Below are 16,119 nucleotides of genomic sequence, written 5' to 3'. Positions count from 1 at the left end.
TCTCTCTAACTGTGTTCTCTTCCCGTCCATCTTACCATGGCCGCCAGCCTGACAGAATCAGCAGAATATACACAAGCATGATTCCCCCGGCAGCAGCATCCATACGCGAGAAGTGCAGCACTCTGAAGGAGGTCCGGCCGCGCCCGTTCCCGTAAGCTCTGGCCTCAAGGGTCATGGCGAGCTGCTCCGCCCGCCCGATTGTGGTTACCAGCAGCGGGATAACCAGCCGCAGGCAGGCCTGAATCCGCTGGCGGCCTTGAAGAGAGCTGATCTCATAACCTCTCGCTTTCTGGGCCAACAGAATACGGTCGAGCTCCTGGCTGATCGTCGGGATAAACCGGACGGCCAGCATCACCATCAGCGCGAAGGCTTCCACTGGAATCCCCAGGCGGGCAAGCGGCTTGCCGAGCACCTCCAGTCCCTTGGCCAGATCCAGCGGCTTCGTAGTCAGGGTCAGCACCAGGGCAAAGGAGACCGGCAGCAGAATCCGCCAGAGGTTGTAAACCTCCGTTATTATGCCTTCCTGGCTCCGGTTGAACAGAAGATGATAGAGGAACGGCAGCAACAGGAACAAGAGTACCGGCCGTAATCCCCGGAGGTACAGGCGAAACGGGAGGCGGGATAACCGCATAGAACCACACGCAAGCGCAGTCGCTGCCACATAACCGTCGGGTGTTCTAAGCTGCATACAGCACAGGGTGAAGACAACGACACATAACAGCTTGGTGCGCGGATCAAGCCGGTGCATTACAGAATCTGCATGGACATACTGCCCCCAACCGGTTGTACTATTCATGCTCGCTCACCTTTGCTGTTCCAGACCGCCTTAACCCTCTCCATAATGTCGGCCTCCCGGCAGCTTGCAGGCTCCAGCCTCTGCCCGGATAACCTCTCCACAAGTCTTAAGAGCTGTACCGGCTCCGGCAGAGGCAGCCCCGCCTGCTCCATCAGTTCCGCCCGCTTCAGGAATAACTCATTGACCCCCATATGTCCCAGGATGCGCCCTTCATTGCAAAGAATAACCTCGTCCGAATATTCGGCTACATCCTCCAGCTGATGCGAGATGAACAGCACCGTCCGCTGCTTCTCCTTCTGCCAGCTTCGGAGCCGGGAGAGCAGTTCCCTTCTGCTGCCGGGATCAAGCCCTGCCGCCGGCTCATCCAGAATCAGCAGCTCCGGGTCCGCGATCAGCACGGAAGCAATCGCCACCCGCCGCTTCAGGCCCCCGCTGAGCTGGAACGGATTCTGCTCAAGAAGCCCAGCGGGCAGCCCCGTCTGCTCCATAACCGCCTTAATAGCTTGGTCCACACTTGTTCTGGATGCCCCTTTCATGGTGAGCGCGAAACCCAGCTCCTGCTTCACCGTCGCCGCAAAGAGCTGCTGTTCCGGATACTGAAAGACATAGCCGATCTGCGGAACCGCCTTCAGCCGGCCCTGGCGGTCTCTTGGCATAGGCCGTCCATTATGTAAGTACTCGCCTCTATAGAAGGGGGTCAGCCCTTTAACCACCTTGGCAAAAGTAGACTTCCCCGCCCCGGTCCGGCCGATCAGTGAGATCCACTTCCCCTCTTGCAGATGGCAGCTGACGGAATGCAGAATATCCCGGCCGTCCAGCCTTACACTTATATCCGTTAACGCATAGCCCATAGCTGCTCAATCGTCTCCTTCCAGTCCGCGCTTACAGGCACTTCTAGTCCAAGAGCTTGAAATAATCTGGCGGCAAAAGGAAGCTCCAGCGCCTGCCCCGCAGCAGAGCCGTTGCTGAACAGCTCAGAGGGCGGCCCGTCATAGGCCAGCTCTCCGCCGCATAGCAGCAGAACACGCTCTGCGGCAAGCACCTCATCCATATGATGGGTGATATGAATGATCGTCAGGCCCTGCCGGTGCAGGCTGTGCAGAAGCTGAATAAGCTCCTGCCTGCCCTGCGGGTCGAGCATGGAGGTCGCTTCATCCAGGATCAGAATCTCCGGCTGCATGGCGATAACAGCAGCGATGGCGGCCCGCTGCTTCTGGCCGCCGGACAGCTGATGCGGCGCGGCGTCTGCGTAAGCTTCCATCTGCACAGCCCGCAGAGCTGCGCTCGCCCTGCGGCTCATCTCTGCTCTGGGCACCCGCAGATTCTCCAGCCCGAAGACGACTTCATCCAGCACCGACGCCGTGATGAACTGATCGTCCGGGTTCTGGAAGACGAGTCCGGCCCGTTCTCTAATCTTCACCAGATCTTGCCGGTTCAGGGTATCCAGCGGCCCCAGTCTCACTTGACCTGCCCTCGGCTGCAGCAGCCCGTTCGTTAGCTTGGCGGCAGTCGATTTGCCGCTGCCGTTCGCACCGATAACGGCAACGAATTCACCCGGGTGAATTGCGAAGCTGAGCTGACGGAGTACGGGCTCCCCCTGCCGGTAATCATAGTCCACCCGGTCAAAAACCAATACAGGCCCTGCTCTTCCCAGCTGAACCCCCTCCTTTATTTCATCCCCGCTTCCGCCCGGCTCTTCATGAGCTGGCGGGCGATTTTGCCGGAGCCGGTGTAGCTGAATTCCTTAACGCTGATGATCTGCTTAGGCAGCTTGTAGCTTGCCAGATATGGTCGGCAGTAGCTGCGGAGCTCCTCCAGCGCCAGCCGCTGCGGGCTGCTCCAGATGATGAGCGCTGTAACCTGCTCGCCCCAGTGTTCATCCGGGAGGCCGCATACCATCACCTCCCGGACCGCCGGGTGACGGAGCAGTACCGCCTCCACCTCCTCGGGGAACACCTTCAGTCCGCCGCTCTTGATCATGCTGCCTGCGCGTCCGGCCAAGCGAAGCTGCCCCTCCCCATCCAGAACCGCATAATCTCCTGTCCGCAGCCAGCCGTCCCGGAAGACCTCTGCCGTCTCTTCCGGCAGGCGGTAATATCCGGCGAACATCATACTGCTGCGGACGTACAGCTCGCCGACGGTTCCCGGCGGCACCTCGCGGAACTGTCCGTCACGGACGGACAGCTCTACCCCGCTGAACGGCCGGCCCAGGCAGTCCGACGGTTCTGTTCCGGTTAGCTCTTGGTAACAGATATAGCTGGCTTCAGATGAGCCGTAATACTCGTAGAGCTTGGCTCCCTTGAACCTGTCGCGGCAGCTCTGTACGGAGGCCGCAGGCCATTTGCCGCCGGAGCTGATAATGGCTTGCATGGTTACGTTGGTACCGGTGGTGTCAGCATGGTGCAGCAGGGCATCAGCCATGGCGGGTACCACGAACAGAATTATCTCCGGCTCGCGGGAGCAGAGCGTAAGTACCTGTGCGGCATCGAATTCCGTAAGCAGATGAAAGGTGGCCAGACTGTACAGCGATTGCAGCAAGGCGAACAGCGACAGAGAGTGGACGAACGGCCCGGGTGCAAGCACATGCTTCATCTGATGCAGGCCGAAGGCCTGTTCTGTCGCTGCGAAGCTGCTGAACCAGGATTGATGGGTGCGCATATAGCCCTTGGGAGCCCCGGTCGTTCCTGATGTGTATCCGATGAACAGCAGTTCAGGATTCTTCTCTGCATCAGCCTCCGGCCCGAAGCCGGACAGCCACTCTCTGTAGCTGCCGGCAGAATGGCCGTTGTCAAAGATCAACCGGTCCATTCCGCAGAAGCTGCTGCCCGAGAGCTTCACCGCGTATTGCGCTTCACAGGCGATCAGCCCGGGTTCACATTGCCGGATGACCTGCTCCAGCACCGCCTGCGGCCACATCGGGTCCAGCAGCACCGGTGCACATCCGGCATAGATAGCGCCAAGCAGAAGCTCGGCGAATTCCAGCCGGTTGCCGCTTAAGATCGCGATGGGCTGCTCCGTATGTCCGCCCTGGCGCAAGCCGCCAGCCATCCGCCGGACGCGCTCCGCAAGCTCTGCGTATGTAAGCTCTTCCTGCCCGTCCGATACCGCGATGCGGTCAGGGACCTGTTGCCCGCGCTCCAGAATCAGCTCTGCCAGATTCATGGCTGTTTATCCCCTTCTCTTGTCTTCAAGCGGACTGAGCGGCTTAAGCTGCATCGTGATCACAGCGGCCAGCAGAGCCTTAATCAGATCGCCGGGAAGGAACGCTGCTGAACCGGTCAGACCCGCCCACACCGGGGTATTCGTAATCCAGGCCATGCAGGACGCACCGATCAGATTCACCAGCAGGACGCCGAAGATCAGGCTGATAACGAACAGCTTCCAAGCCCGGACCTTCGGCCAGACAGCTTCTGTGCACCAGCCGATCAGTCCGGCCGCCAGCGGCCAGCTTAGCAGATAGCCCGCAGTCGGACCGGCCAGGATGGCCAGCCCGCCGCGTCCTCCGGGCAGCACCGGCAAGCCGATTGCGATTAGTATCAGGAAAATCACCAGGCTGAGCGCCCCCATCCGCCAGCCCAGGAAGCAGCCGGCCAGCATTACGCCAAGCGTCTGTGCTGTAATAGGAACAGGGATGAAGCCGAGCGATACTGGCGGGATCAGGGCAAGCACAGCGATCAGTGCGGCGAAGAGGGCCGCGTAGACAAGCTCTTTAATTCTCAAATCAACAACCTCCATGGAATCGGATAAGTGTGCGGACCGCCTTCCCGGTGACGGGGGCTGGCCGACAAGCAGAATTATAAGCGAGGCCCACAGGTATTGTAAACCTATTTATTTTTTTGGTTTACAATTGAACAAGCGGAAACCTTGTTTTTCTATTGCCGCCTAAGCATGTTAATATATTTGAGAAGGGTTGGATCGGAAAGCGATATTTCTGGAGGGTAACAGGCATGACAGTCAAAGAGCATATTCTCGCCCTGCTGGACAGCCGTAAGGGTGAATATCTGTCGGGCGAGGACATCGCCGGGCAATTATCCGTAACGCGCAGCGCGGTCTGGAAGGCGATCAAATCGCTGCAGACCGAAGGCTACTCCATACAGGCCGTCACCAATAAGGGCTATTCCCTGTCGGCCCAGACGGATATTCTGTCCGCCGCAGCAGTGTCCAGATACCTGGATGCCCGGGGACAGAAGCTGAGTCTTGAAGTATTTAAAAGCGTGGTTTCAACCAACGAAATGGTGAAGACATTGGCCTCCGGTGGAGAAGCAGAAGGCAAGGTCATTCTGGCGGAGGAGCAGACTGCAGGCCGGGGCCGAAAAGGCCGTCCCTTCTTCTCTCCATCAGGAACGGGAATCTATATGAGTATTCTGCTGCGGCCCAAGCTGTCAGCGGCGGACGCTACATTGCTGACCACTTCGGCAGCCGTTGCTGTTGCGCTTGCCATTGAGAGCGTGTCAGGTCTCAGCACACAGATCAAATGGGTCAATGATGTCTTCATGAACGGCAAAAAGGTATGCGGTATCCTCACCGAGGCCTCCCTCTCGCTGGAGAATGAGTGGCTGGATTACGCAGTGCTCGGGATCGGGATCAATGTGGCGCTGCCCTCCGGCGGGTTTCCCGGCGGATTGTCAGAGATTGCAACCTCAGTATACGAGCAGGACAAGCCCCCGGCAGATCTGCGCAACCGGCTCGCTGCCGAGGTGCTAAACCGCTTCCTGGGCTACTATGAGCAGCTCAAGAATCGCCTGTTCCTGCCCGACTACCGGCAGCGGATGATGTCCCTGGGCCAGACAGTCATGGTCATTAAGGAGAATCAGCAGCAGCAGGCTACTGCCATCGATATCGACAACGACTGCCGCCTGAAGGTCCGCTATGCGAATGGCGAGGAGGAATATCTCTCCAGCGGCGAAGTGCATATCCGGCTCTAATGCGCCAACAGACCACACCCCGCAGGCAATGCCTGCGGGGTGTGGTCTTTTCAAATATGGCTATTGCTTCAGCATTACTTGCTCCCCTGCGCCTGCTGGGTCGGGCCGTAATTGGCCGCTCCGGTGAAATGAACATCTTCAGGAGAGGGATACACCTTCGGAATACGTAAATCCCGCTGGTACAGCCGCAAGTGCTCTCCCCGGGGACTGATATCCACGACATCGCTGCCCCGCCAGGATACCTTATATTCCTCGCCGCGCACCGTCTCCTTCACCACCACCGTCTCCAGCGGATGCATAAGCTCGACCTTATCTCCAGGTCCTACACCGTGGAGGACAAGCAGATTGCCTTCCCGGGCGGCTGCGCATACAGTTCCATTCAACTTCACACTGATGTCCGCCCCCATCCAATCATAGACCCGCACCGCAACATCGCACGGCTGCTTGGCTGTAATGGACAGATAGCCCTGATCGGGATAGCTCATGGTGACGATGGCCTCATCCGTCTCCTTATCCACCGGCATATTGACGAATACCGTTCCGTCCAGGAACTCTACCGCCCGGTTCCAGACAATCTCCAGGGCTACCGGGGCCATGCCGACACAGCAGCCCGCAATGGAGCGGAACTTAGACAAAGAGATGGAATTGACGAGTGAGCCTCCGGTGAAGCCGCCGATCATCCTGCGGTCAATGTCCCTATAGGTGATTCCCTCCCCGTCCGGCCGGGTATTGTCAGTAACGACATAGGAGGTCACCCGGATCTGATTCTCCACCAGCTGGTTGCGCGCGAACCGCGTCAGATCCTCCCAGTATTCCCCGTACCCGGCCAGAATCAGCTCGTTCGCACATTCGATCATGTCCTTGATGCAGCAGGTCTCGCAATGCTCCTCATGCGGCGGATGCCACTGGGCGTATTCCGGCACCCAGCCGAAGGATGAGGACAGGGAACGGATGTAGTCATAGATTCCTTTGCCGGCCTTGATATAGCGCTCTTTCCCCGTAATGCGGCCCAGCCGGACCAGCCCGGAGGCCACCCAGCCTGCGGAATGGACATGACCGAAGAATTCCAGCCTGTAATTGAAATAACGCGAAGGCCCGAGCAGATGATTGGCGATACCCGTTGCCAGATCCAGCGCGGCCTCATCTCCGGCGATTTCGAATCTGCGCACCAGGGAATGCAGGACAATGGCATTGCGGATCGCCTGCTCCCCCCGCCCGGTATGCCTGGACAGATCGAAGCCGCCGTCCTTCAGATACACATCATTGGGGAATTCGTACAGCGGCTCCTGCTCCTCATAATCCCCCGACCAGAATGTTCTGACCTTGCGCTCAATCACCAGGGAACGCATTCCCCTCACCAGCCCGGCCGCTCTGCTCTCCGCCTCCTGATCCCCGGCATCATTCTCCAGCATCCGGTTCAGCGCGGGCAGAATATAGCCCATCTCATGAAAAGAACTATGATTCGTATGCGTCCACGAATAAGGCTCATGAAAGCGCAGGCCGTGCTCCCCCCAGGATTTCATCAGATGACGGTAAAAGGATTGCTGCACCGCAGCGCCTTCCTCCGTCTTCAGCATTTTGCGCACAGCGTCTATGGCCTCATACCAGGAGCCGACCAGCTCCGCGTCGTCCACCCGGCAATGGGCAGCCTCGGCTGGCTTCTTATGCGGCAGTACAAGCCAATAAGGCAGATTGTCTTCCTGCTCATCCACCATTGAGGTCAGATACCCCAGAACGAGCTTGGCACTCAGTAACGGTGTGAACTTTTCGTAAGATTGACTTGACATGTTGTCTATCCCTCCGCTGCTAATCAGTTACCCTAACCTTGAAATCGTCAAAGTCGATGGATGCATTCGCGTAGCCGTCGACGCCGAACAGCTGTCCGGTCAGTGAGCTGCCGCCGGTATGGCGGAAGGCGAAATCTGTAGCAACCGGAGCAGACTCATTGTTGATATAGACGCTGTACGTCTTGTCATCCCAGTTGGCGACCATTTTGATGGTATACCAGGTGCCCAGTGAGAAGTCTCTCACCTTGACCTTGTTGGAGCCGCCGTTTTGCACCAGGATTTTACCCGAATCGAACGCTGTAACCATCGAATAGTTGCTTGTGCCGCTGTCATTTCTTACCATGGCGCCGTTGGCATACTGGAAGCTGCTGTTTAACCGGACGCGGTACTCAATGACAATGCGCTGATTTCCCGCAGCACTGACCTCCCCAAGATAAGGCAGGAACAGGTTGGCTTTTCCCGATACATTGGTTGTAGTCAGCCGCAGGAATTTGTTGCCGCCTTCCTCCCGGACCACAGCCGTAGCGCCATTCGTCAAATCCTGCGTAGTAATGCCATACGGATATTTGCCTGCCGTATCGCCGGAGAAATCCCGGTAGGCCTTATAAGTTATACCGTTCTGCGTCGTATTCAGTGAATTCAGCAGGGCGGTCTCCGCGTCTTCAAGTGCAGTCAGCGCTGCATTGAACTGTGCCTCTGTCAGCTCGGCATTGCCGGCCAGCGCCTCTGCCTGATCCACGGCCGCAACGAAGTCAGCATACTTGGCTGGACTATAATTGCCTGCTCCGGTTCCAAGCGGATAGGAGTTATTAGCCAGCTTGCTGCGCAGCTGATTCACGATCTCATCCAGGCCGTAGCCCGGTACAACCTCGACAGAAATGGCGGAAGAGAACTCCTGGCCGCCAATCTTGAGGATCACCGGTACTTGAACCGTTCCGATGGTGCTGAAGTCCAGTCCATCCAGTTCGCCACTGACAACCTGAGCCTGCTGCGGCTGGTTATGATAGACCACATCCACCACTGCCGGAAGCGCGGGAACCACTCCTGAAGGCGTCTTCACTGTTGTAGTGACATGAACAGCATCGGCAGCTGCAATGACCGTTATGCTGTAGGTGGCTTGCTTGCCCCCGGATGAAGCCGTAATTAATGCCGTGCCCGGTTGAACAGCGTTTACCGCATGAGTTGCCGGGTCGATGGCTGCCACTGCCGGATCGCTGCTGGTGTATTGCGCACTGCCTGTTACATCCTGGACCTCATAATTGTTGTAATGTGCTGTTACCCTTAGCGGTGAGCTGGTCTGGCCGCTGATCAGCACAGGCTCCAGCCCGGTGAGCGCCAAGGATTGTACCGTTCTGGGCTCAGCCTTGACGTTAATGGCAGCGGTAGCGGTTTTCCCGTTATAGGAGGCGGTAATGGTTGCACTTCCTGCTCCTGTGGCCTTCACCACATTCCCGGCTTGAATAACCGCCACATTCGTGTTGGACGAACTCAGAACAACGCCTGCTGTGACAGCAGAATAGGTTGTCCCTGTTACGCTATAGAGCGGCAGACTGCGGGCTTCGTCCAGCCCCAGCGTATATCCGGGAGTCCCGAACAACAGCTCCGATGTATTCAGCCGGAATAGATCCAGGCTGTCGATATCGGCCCAATTGTTCCCCTTGAAGAAGCGGAGGGTATTGCTGCCTTGGGGCAGATAGAGCTTCGCCGTGGAGGCTCCCCAACGGTTCGTACCGGAATAAACGATATTCATCGACGCTCCCGGCCCGCCGTTGACCGACAGGATATGAGAAGCTTCCCCCGAATTTGCTGAGCCGTTGCTATTGCGTACAGACAGTACATAGAAGCCCGCCTCCGGCACGTTGACCGTGAACTGGGCGTAGTCGTTGGCATTTGCCAGATTGGTGATCTTCATGCCGCCGGAGGCAGAGCTTTCGCGCCGGACTGCGGGAGAAGAGACGCCAGCCGGATCTTGTACGAGCAGAGCTTCTTCGGCTTGATAGCGCACTCTGGCCGGTTCGCCCGAAGGTATTGCTATCGGACTGTTCGGATTCACGGGCTCTCCCAGGTTCGGCGTGTTGTCTGCGTTCCAGGAGAACTTCTGCGCGCGGACATTGCGGGTCCAGCCTGAGCCCGGCCAGCGGGCGGAATGGTAGATGATCCAATCCTCGGTGCCGTCCGGTGAGGTCACGATGCTGTGATGGCCCGGGCCGTAGACACCGTTCGCGCTGGAGAACAGCGGCTGGCTGTGCTTGGTCCATGAATCGGGGTCCATCAGATTGGCACTGGTGCTGGCCGTAATCAATCCGAGACTATAGCTGTCGGTCCAGCTTCCATTGGCGGAGTAGACCAGATTGATCTTATTCCCTTTGATCGTAATCTGCGGGCCTTCGTTGATCCGTCCAGGGGAGGTCTCCCAATCATACTCCGGCGTGGACAGGAGCACGCGCTGTGAGCTGATCGTCCATGGATTGCTCATTGTGGCGATGTACAGATTCTGGAAGCTTCCATCCGTCTCCTCCCAGCCGGACCAGATGAAATAGTGCTGGTCCCCAATGGTCAGCACGGTGCCGTCAATCGCCCAGCGGTCCGTGGCATCGGTAATTTTGCCTTTGAAGGTCCAGCTTCCGCTCATCGGATCAGCATTGGCATTCTCCAGTACATACATGCGGTGGTTGGCATTGGTTCCGTTATCGGCGGCGAAGTAGATATACCATTTGTACTGGCCGTCCGTGTCTTTGAGATAATGCATCTCCGGCGCCCACACATTGGAGCTGTACATGGTTCCCGGAACAGGTGACCAGGCCAAACTCCGCTCGCCTGCTTCAATACCGGTAATCGTCTTCGACCTGCGGACCATCACTCCGCTGGCATTGACAAAGGTGTTGTAATAATAGCCGTCCGTGTGCTTGTATACCCAGGGATCGGCCCCTGTCTGCATGATGACATTGTAGAAATCCGTCACGTTCGTTCCTCCTTGTGCAGCCGCTACCGGCTCCGTTGCAGCAGTCCCCGACTCTTCCGCCGCAGCTCCCCCTCCCCATTGAGGCAGCATGAGCAGAACCGCGAGGCTGAGCAGCAGAGCTTTGATGCTTGTTCTGGACCTTTTCTGTTCTTTCCGGACAAAATTAACCGCTTTCATTTTTTCATCTCCTTCTCGCAGGAATGATGATTCCGTCTAGCGTACTCATAATACCTTCCATGAGGCATTTAAAAAATGGACTATCTTAAAATGTTTTTGTAACCGTTTTAGTTGTAATTACTGCCAGAACAGCCACGGGCTCAGCCCCCAGACCCGGGAAACAAACAATTGGATAAACGCAGCTTAATTTCCCGGTTTTTTCAGATCACCGGGGAACAAATGGAAAAAGAGCAACTGCTGCTCACGGATTGAGGTACTTGGAGTAAATAGCGCTTGAATAAGAGTCGTTTATCCAACTGTTGCGCCAAGGCGGTCCATATTTCCATCAGCAGGTGGACAAAATCCAACTGTTTCCGCTTCCGCTCTCCCCTTACAGCAAACAAGGCACCTCCCGGTAAACGGAGATGCCCTGTTCCACACTTACATGCTGATTCCGCTGCCCGGCAGCTTCGGAATCTTCACATTAACAGTCGTTCCATAGCCTAACCGGCTCTCCACGGTCAGGCCGTAGCCTTCGCCGAACAGATGCCGGAGCCGGTTATGAATATTCAGCAGCCCGATGCCCTGCGCTGACGGACTAACCAGGTCGCTGCGGCCTTCGTAGTCCGTTCCCAGCTTAGCCTGGAGCGCAGCCAGCTCCTCCGGCTCCATGCCCCTCCCTGTATCTGTAATGCAGAAGCACACATCGCCGTGTTCATCCAGGCTGCCGGTCACCAGCAGCCATCCGCCCTGATCCATCCGCTCCAGTCCATGATAGACCGAGTTCTCCACAATCGGCTGGAGGATCATCTTGGGAGTCTGCAGATCCATTAGCTGCTCCTCCACATCCAGCGCCATATTGAATTTGTTCTCATAACGGATCATGATGATCTTCATGTAGGCCTGAATGCAGTCCACTTCCTCCCGGATTTGCACCAGATTATCCTTCTTGATGCTGTAGCGGAAGATCTTCGACATACAGTACGTGATCTGGGCGATCTCCCTGCTGCCGTACTCCAGCCCGATGCTGCTGATACAATTCAGCGTGTTGTAGAGGAAGTGGGGATTGATCTGGCTCTGCAGGGCGGCGAATTCCGCCTGCTTCTGGCCCAGCTCGGATTCATATAACCGGGCCTGGGTGTCGATCATCTCCTTGGCCATCTCCTCCATCTCATCCATCATCCGGTTAATGTCGCGCGCCAGCAGGCCCACTTCATTGGTGAACCGGACCTTGAGGCGGAAGCCCATATCACGCCGCGCCACCCTCTTCATGTCCATGACCAGTCCCATCAGCGGACGCGTCAGATTGTGCATGAAGAAGCTGCCGGTAATAATCATACTCACAATAATTCCAAGGCCCACCATAATGCTGACTTTACGCATCGGAGTCATGTCCGCCGTCAGCTCCTGCACGGGAATCATGCTGACCACCCGCCAGCCGTCGGCCTGCTCCAGCCCCTTGACCTGGATGAGGATATCCTCGCCGTCAATCGTGGCCTCCACACCCTCAAGCAGTTTGTCCTTATTCCTGGACAGTACATCCTGAAGCAACGTGCCCCGGGCATCGGAGTTGGTGGAGGCAATGACCTCATCCCGGTTGTTCACAATGTACAGGGTGGAGTTCCGCGTCAGCTCGGTATTCTCCACCAGTCCCTGCATTTTGTCGATATTGACCATGACCGTACAGTACCCCGTAACTTGCGAGAAATAGACGCCGCCAATATTCTCAATAATTGGTTCTATATAGAAGAACTGCTCCGTTCCCGTTCTCCCGTCCTTAAGGATAGTAGTGAACCGCCCCTTCTCCCGCAGCGAGGGGTCCTGCTTATATTCACGGATAAAGCTCTCGTACTGTTTGATGAAAAAAATATCCCCGCTCGCCGACTCCAGACTGTAGAGCTTTCTTCCTTTAATATCGTTGATGACGATTCCGCTCACATAAGAATTGAAGGACCTCATGTAATCCATGAGATCCATAGCGTAGGGGCCGCTGTCGAACGCTCGTTTGTAATCATCGTTGACGACAGAGAATTCCTGAATCAGCTTGCTGTTGACAGCAATGCCCGTGCTGACCCGGATATCACTGAACACCGAATCAATCTTGCGGCGGGTCTGCTCAATGATCTGGTTGCTGTAGGTGACCGCCCGCTTCTGGGTCAGATCCGAGAAGCTGAAGAAGAAATAGAATTCCATGACCATGAATATGATGATGGAGCACACGATGAACAGCCATAGCTGATGCTTCAGTTTCACCTTGCTGATCTTCATGGCCGGTTGCTCCGCTCAGCATCGCTTTTTCTGAATTTGGCCGGGGTCATCCCGCAATGCTTCTTGAATACTTTATTGAAATAGTAGTAATCCACATACCCGGACTTGACGGCAATCTCCTCGATGGACAGGTCTGTCCGTGTCAGCAGCTCCCGCGCCTTCCCGATCCTCAGCTCGGCCACATATTCGGAGAAGGTCTTGCCCAGATTCTTGCGGAACAGCTGGCAGCAGTAGACCTGATTGATATAGAATTGGACCGACAGCTCCTTCAGATACAGCTTCTGCTCATAATTCCGGTCGATATAGGCGAGCATCCGGTTGAAGCAGGAGAGGATATCCCCTTCCTGCAAGGACCGGCTGTTCCCTTCACGGATGACACCCAATACATCATGCAGGTAGCTGCACAGCGACTCCAGGTCCGCGAACCGCTCCTTCAGCTCGGCATAATTCAGGAACTCCAGCTCCATATCCTTCAGTTCCGCCGAATAGGCATTGGTCAGCAGCCCGACCGCCTGATTCCATAAGTAGACGACCTCGCTCATCCCCAGCCGGTGATGCCGGAAATAATCCTGGAGTCCGGCGGTATAGACATCGATCCGGTCATACTGGTTCTCATGAACGATGCTGTACAGGTCATCGATACAGGGCTTCACCAGATCAAGTCTGGGATTATAGTAGAAGGCTCCGCAGGTATTCTCTACGAACACCTGGGAGGCTGCCTGCTCCGCTTCCTTGATCAGCTTGCTGATCTGCTTCAGCCCGCCGGAGATGCTGCTGATGCCCAGAACATAAGGAAGGCTTGGATTTCCAGCGGGCCACTCCTCCAGCTCCAGACCCGCCTTCTGCCCGCAGACCAGCACAACCAGCAGCGTGCTGGCTCCGGTCTCTACCTCCAGCGCCTGAACTGCCTGCCCCTCCAGCTTCAGCTGCCCGGTGACCTTCGGCCTGTCCCCTTCATAGCAAACCGCAAGCACCCGGAACCAGCCAGTCTCCGAGCCTGAAGGCAGATAACGCCTGATCTCTTCCTCATCTGTTGAGGTAAGCGCATCCAGCAGAAGGTGATTGCGGGCGGCGCTTCTCTGCGAGGAATGCAGGGCGAGCTTCTCCAGGAACGCATCGGCCATATCCACATCCAGCGGCTTCAGGAAGTAATCCAGCGCCCCGAAGCGCAGCGCTTCCTGGGCATATTCGAATTCCGCATAACCGCTGATAATGACGAATTCCGTGCTGAGTCCCCGTGCCTTGGCGAGCTTCATCAGCTCCAGACCGGAAATGTCCGGCATGCGGATATCGGTAAATACAAGATCAGGCTCCTGCAGCAGGATCGCCTCCCATGCCTGGTGTGCACTCGTGAACTGTCCTGTAATTTCAAAGCCATACCGCTCCCAGTCAAAGGCGTTGCAGATTCCCTTAATCGCCCACGACTCATCATCTACAATCATGACCTTGTACATGGGTCTCCTCCTGAGGCTGTGGATTCTTCTGATGTGATTATGCCAACAAAATGCGGATAAACCACGCAAATGAACAGCCAGTGGTTTATCCGTATTTCAGGTATTACTTTTTATTCGCTGTGACTTCTCTGTAGTTCTTCACATTCTCTTCCTGAACCGCTTTGCCGCCGGCATCCATGTATTCCTTCACCAGCTTTTCGTACAAGGCGTCGAACTCGGACTCCTTAGCCACGATCAGACGGTCAATCATCTGCTTGTTCATGTCGCCAAGCGTCTTGCCGTACTTGATATTGGCTTCGTTAGGAATCCCGTAATAGAAGGATGAATATCCGTCGGTCGTGTTGATTTTGTAGGATTCCATAGCGAGGGACTCATATTGCTTATCCCCGGAGGCCAGGGCTGCGGCATAGGTTTTGACGTTCTTCTCGGTGTCGCCCAGCTCAGCGCCGTTAACAATTACGGTATAGTCCATATTCAGGTTACTTGTCATCATATTCTCGCCGGTCTGTGAAATCCCTTGCGGGATACCATCCTTCATCGTATGGTTAACGCCTTCTTCACCGAACTGCAGGAAGAACATCACTTCCGGGTCTGCCATCCAGTTCAGATATTTGATGGCCAGCTCAGCGTTCTTGCTGCTTTTAGGAATGAAGGAGAATATGCCATTCTCATTATATACCTCTTTGATATATTTGCCTTCGGCATTTTTGAAGGTATCAATCGGAATATAGTTGGCGTCCGGCGCATTTTGCTTCAGCGGTTCACGGATTTTCTGGGTCATCGGATAATCCCAGTTGGCGGCATAGAAGCCTACCTTGCCATTGGTGACATCGGCGTCCGCCTGCTTGGTCGTTTTGTCCAGGGCAAAGTCAGGACTGATCAGCTTTTCATTATAGAGCTTGTTCAGCCATTTGTATGCATCCTTGTTGCCCGGCTTCAGCCAGTTTGGCGTGGTGACGAATTCCTCCTCTGACATCTCGCCCCAGAACGATTGAACCAGGTTGCCGAACGTGTAGTTCATGCCTGCTGCCGCCGTTGCCCACGGAATGACGCCGTTCACATTGCCCGGGTTCTTGTCGCGGAAGGCCACCAGCGTATTGTACAGCTCATCTCTGTTGGTCGGGAGCGGCATTCCCAGCTTGTCGAGCCAATCCTTACGGATGAACATCCCGTTCCAGGCGAGCAGGGTGCGCTTGCCCGGAATCGATACCTGCTTATCTTTATATTTGCCGTAAGCGAGCACGTTCTCCCCGAGATAAGCCTTCAGCTGCTGGCCGTGGGTCTCCAGCAGCTCGTCGAGCGTGTAGAGGCCGTCGCTTTTGGCAAAACGGGTAACCAGCGTTCCGTCATAGGTGAAGGAGATATCCGGAGCCTGGCCCGCAGCCATTAATACGTTCAGCTTATCGACCTCTTGCGACCGGGGGACCGGTACATATTCCACAATCGCGTTATTCGGCTTGCCGAAATGCTCATTGACGTATTTGGTCCAGGTATTATTATTCAGATCCGGCTGGCCCTGAACCCCTCTGTCGAACACCTCTACGGTCAGCTTGGCAGGAGGATCAGAAGGAGACTTTGCTGCATTTGATGACTCCGGCGCAGCGGGCTCTGTGCTCTCTTTGTCATTGCCGCCGCAGCCAGCTGCAACGCCGGCCAGCAGCACGGTGCTGCATAGAACGGCCGATACTTTCTTGATGCCTGTCTTCACGGTATACCACCCTTTCATCCCTTATCATGATAGTAATCCAGATTATAGCTTCCTTGCTCCGGC

11 protein-coding genes are annotated in these 16,119 nt (G+C 56.1%); 1 reads left to right on the top strand and 10 read right to left on the bottom strand.

Annotation, left to right across the window (positions count from 1 at the left end):
* Positions 1-31: 31 nt before the first annotated feature.
* The 5 genes from MHI24_RS00240 to MHI24_RS00220 are packed head-to-tail and all read right to left on the bottom strand — an operon-like array spanning position 32 to position 4,516.
* Complete coding sequence (locus MHI24_RS00240) at positions 32-796, bottom strand: energy-coupling factor transporter transmembrane component T (protein WP_340023547.1); 765 nt, start codon at positions 794-796, stop codon at positions 32-34.
* Positions 793-1,647 (bottom strand): ATP-binding cassette domain-containing protein, encoded by an 855-nt coding sequence (locus tag MHI24_RS00235; protein ID WP_340023546.1) that lies wholly within the window; start codon positions 1,645-1,647, stop codon positions 793-795. The genes MHI24_RS00240 and MHI24_RS00235 overlap by 4 nt, the downstream gene beginning before the upstream one ends.
* Complete coding sequence (locus tag MHI24_RS00230; RefSeq protein ID WP_340023545.1) at positions 1,632-2,429, bottom strand: ATP-binding cassette domain-containing protein; 798 nt, start codon at positions 2,427-2,429, stop codon at positions 1,632-1,634. Before MHI24_RS00230 ends, MHI24_RS00235 begins: the two co-directional genes overlap by 16 nt.
* 35 nt (positions 2,430-2,464) lie before the next feature.
* A complete protein-coding gene (locus MHI24_RS00225) occupies positions 2,465-3,958 on the bottom strand; it encodes an AMP-binding protein (protein ID WP_340023544.1) in 1,494 nt (497 codons plus the stop codon).
* Between the two features lie 6 nt (positions 3,959-3,964).
* The gene (locus MHI24_RS00220) at positions 3,965-4,516 is read right to left on the bottom strand and encodes a biotin transporter BioY (RefSeq protein ID WP_340023542.1); all 552 of its coding nucleotides are present in this window, start codon (positions 4,514-4,516) and stop codon (positions 3,965-3,967) included.
* A gap of 227 nt (positions 4,517-4,743) precedes the next feature.
* On the opposite strand from MHI24_RS00220, the gene MHI24_RS00215 reads away from it, so the two are divergent.
* Complete coding sequence (locus MHI24_RS00215; RefSeq protein WP_340023541.1) at positions 4,744-5,721, top strand: biotin--[acetyl-CoA-carboxylase] ligase; 978 nt, start codon at positions 4,744-4,746, stop codon at positions 5,719-5,721.
* A 74-nt stretch (positions 5,722-5,795) separates the two neighbouring features.
* Here the strand turns inward: MHI24_RS00215 and MHI24_RS00210 are convergent, their stop codons facing one another.
* The 5 genes from MHI24_RS00210 to MHI24_RS00190 form a co-directional block, all read right to left on the bottom strand.
* The gene (locus MHI24_RS00210; protein WP_340023540.1) at positions 5,796-7,508 is read right to left on the bottom strand and encodes a hypothetical protein; all 1,713 of its coding nucleotides are present in this window, start codon (positions 7,506-7,508) and stop codon (positions 5,796-5,798) included.
* A 19-nt stretch (positions 7,509-7,527) separates the two neighbouring features.
* Entirely contained in the window at positions 7,528-10,647 is a 3,120-nt protein-coding gene (locus MHI24_RS00205) for a family 43 glycosylhydrolase (protein WP_340023539.1), read from the bottom strand.
* 420 nt (positions 10,648-11,067) lie between these two features.
* On the bottom strand, positions 11,068-12,894 hold the full coding sequence (locus MHI24_RS00200; protein WP_340023538.1) for a histidine kinase: 1,827 nt from the start codon (positions 12,892-12,894) through the stop codon (positions 11,068-11,070).
* A complete protein-coding gene (locus MHI24_RS00195; protein WP_340023537.1) occupies positions 12,891-14,348 on the bottom strand; it encodes a helix-turn-helix domain-containing protein in 1,458 nt (485 codons plus the stop codon). Before MHI24_RS00195 ends, MHI24_RS00200 begins: the two co-directional genes overlap by 4 nt.
* Positions 14,349-14,451: 103 nt before the next feature.
* Positions 14,452-16,056 carry an extracellular solute-binding protein gene (locus tag MHI24_RS00190; RefSeq protein ID WP_340023536.1) on the bottom strand — a complete coding sequence of 535 codons (1,605 nt, stop codon included), beginning with the start codon at positions 16,054-16,056 and terminating at the stop codon, positions 14,452-14,454.
* Positions 16,057-16,119: the final 63 nt, after the last annotated feature.

It is taken from the genome of Paenibacillus sp. FSL K6-1096 (assembly GCF_037977055.1).
Taxonomy (GTDB): domain Bacteria; phylum Bacillota; class Bacilli; order Paenibacillales; family Paenibacillaceae; genus Paenibacillus_AQ.
This window is presented reverse-complemented; position numbering and strand designations above follow the sequence as displayed.

Excerpts from the sequence above, each read along its gene's own strand:
- MHI24_RS00240 (WP_340023547.1), bottom strand. The coding sequence starts at position 796 with ATGAATAGTACAACCGGTTGGGGGCAGTATGTCCATGCAGATTCTGTA.
- MHI24_RS00235 (WP_340023546.1), bottom strand. The coding sequence starts at position 1,647 with ATGGGCTATGCGTTAACGGATATAAGTGTAAGGCTGGACGGCCGGGAT.
- MHI24_RS00225 (WP_340023544.1), bottom strand. The coding sequence starts at position 3,958 with ATGAATCTGGCAGAGCTGATTCTGGAGCGCGGGCAACAGGTCCCTGAC.
- MHI24_RS00215 (WP_340023541.1), top strand. The coding sequence starts at position 4,744 with ATGACAGTCAAAGAGCATATTCTCGCCCTGCTGGACAGCCGTAAGGGT.
- MHI24_RS00210 (WP_340023540.1), bottom strand. The coding sequence starts at position 7,508 with ATGTCAAGTCAATCTTACGAAAAGTTCACACCGTTACTGAGTGCCAAG.
- MHI24_RS00205 (WP_340023539.1), bottom strand. The coding sequence starts at position 10,647 with ATGAAAGCGGTTAATTTTGTCCGGAAAGAACAGAAAAGGTCCAGAACA.
- MHI24_RS00200 (WP_340023538.1), bottom strand. The coding sequence starts at position 12,894 with ATGAAGATCAGCAAGGTGAAACTGAAGCATCAGCTATGGCTGTTCATC.
- MHI24_RS00195 (WP_340023537.1), bottom strand. The coding sequence starts at position 14,348 with ATGTACAAGGTCATGATTGTAGATGATGAGTCGTGGGCGATTAAGGGA.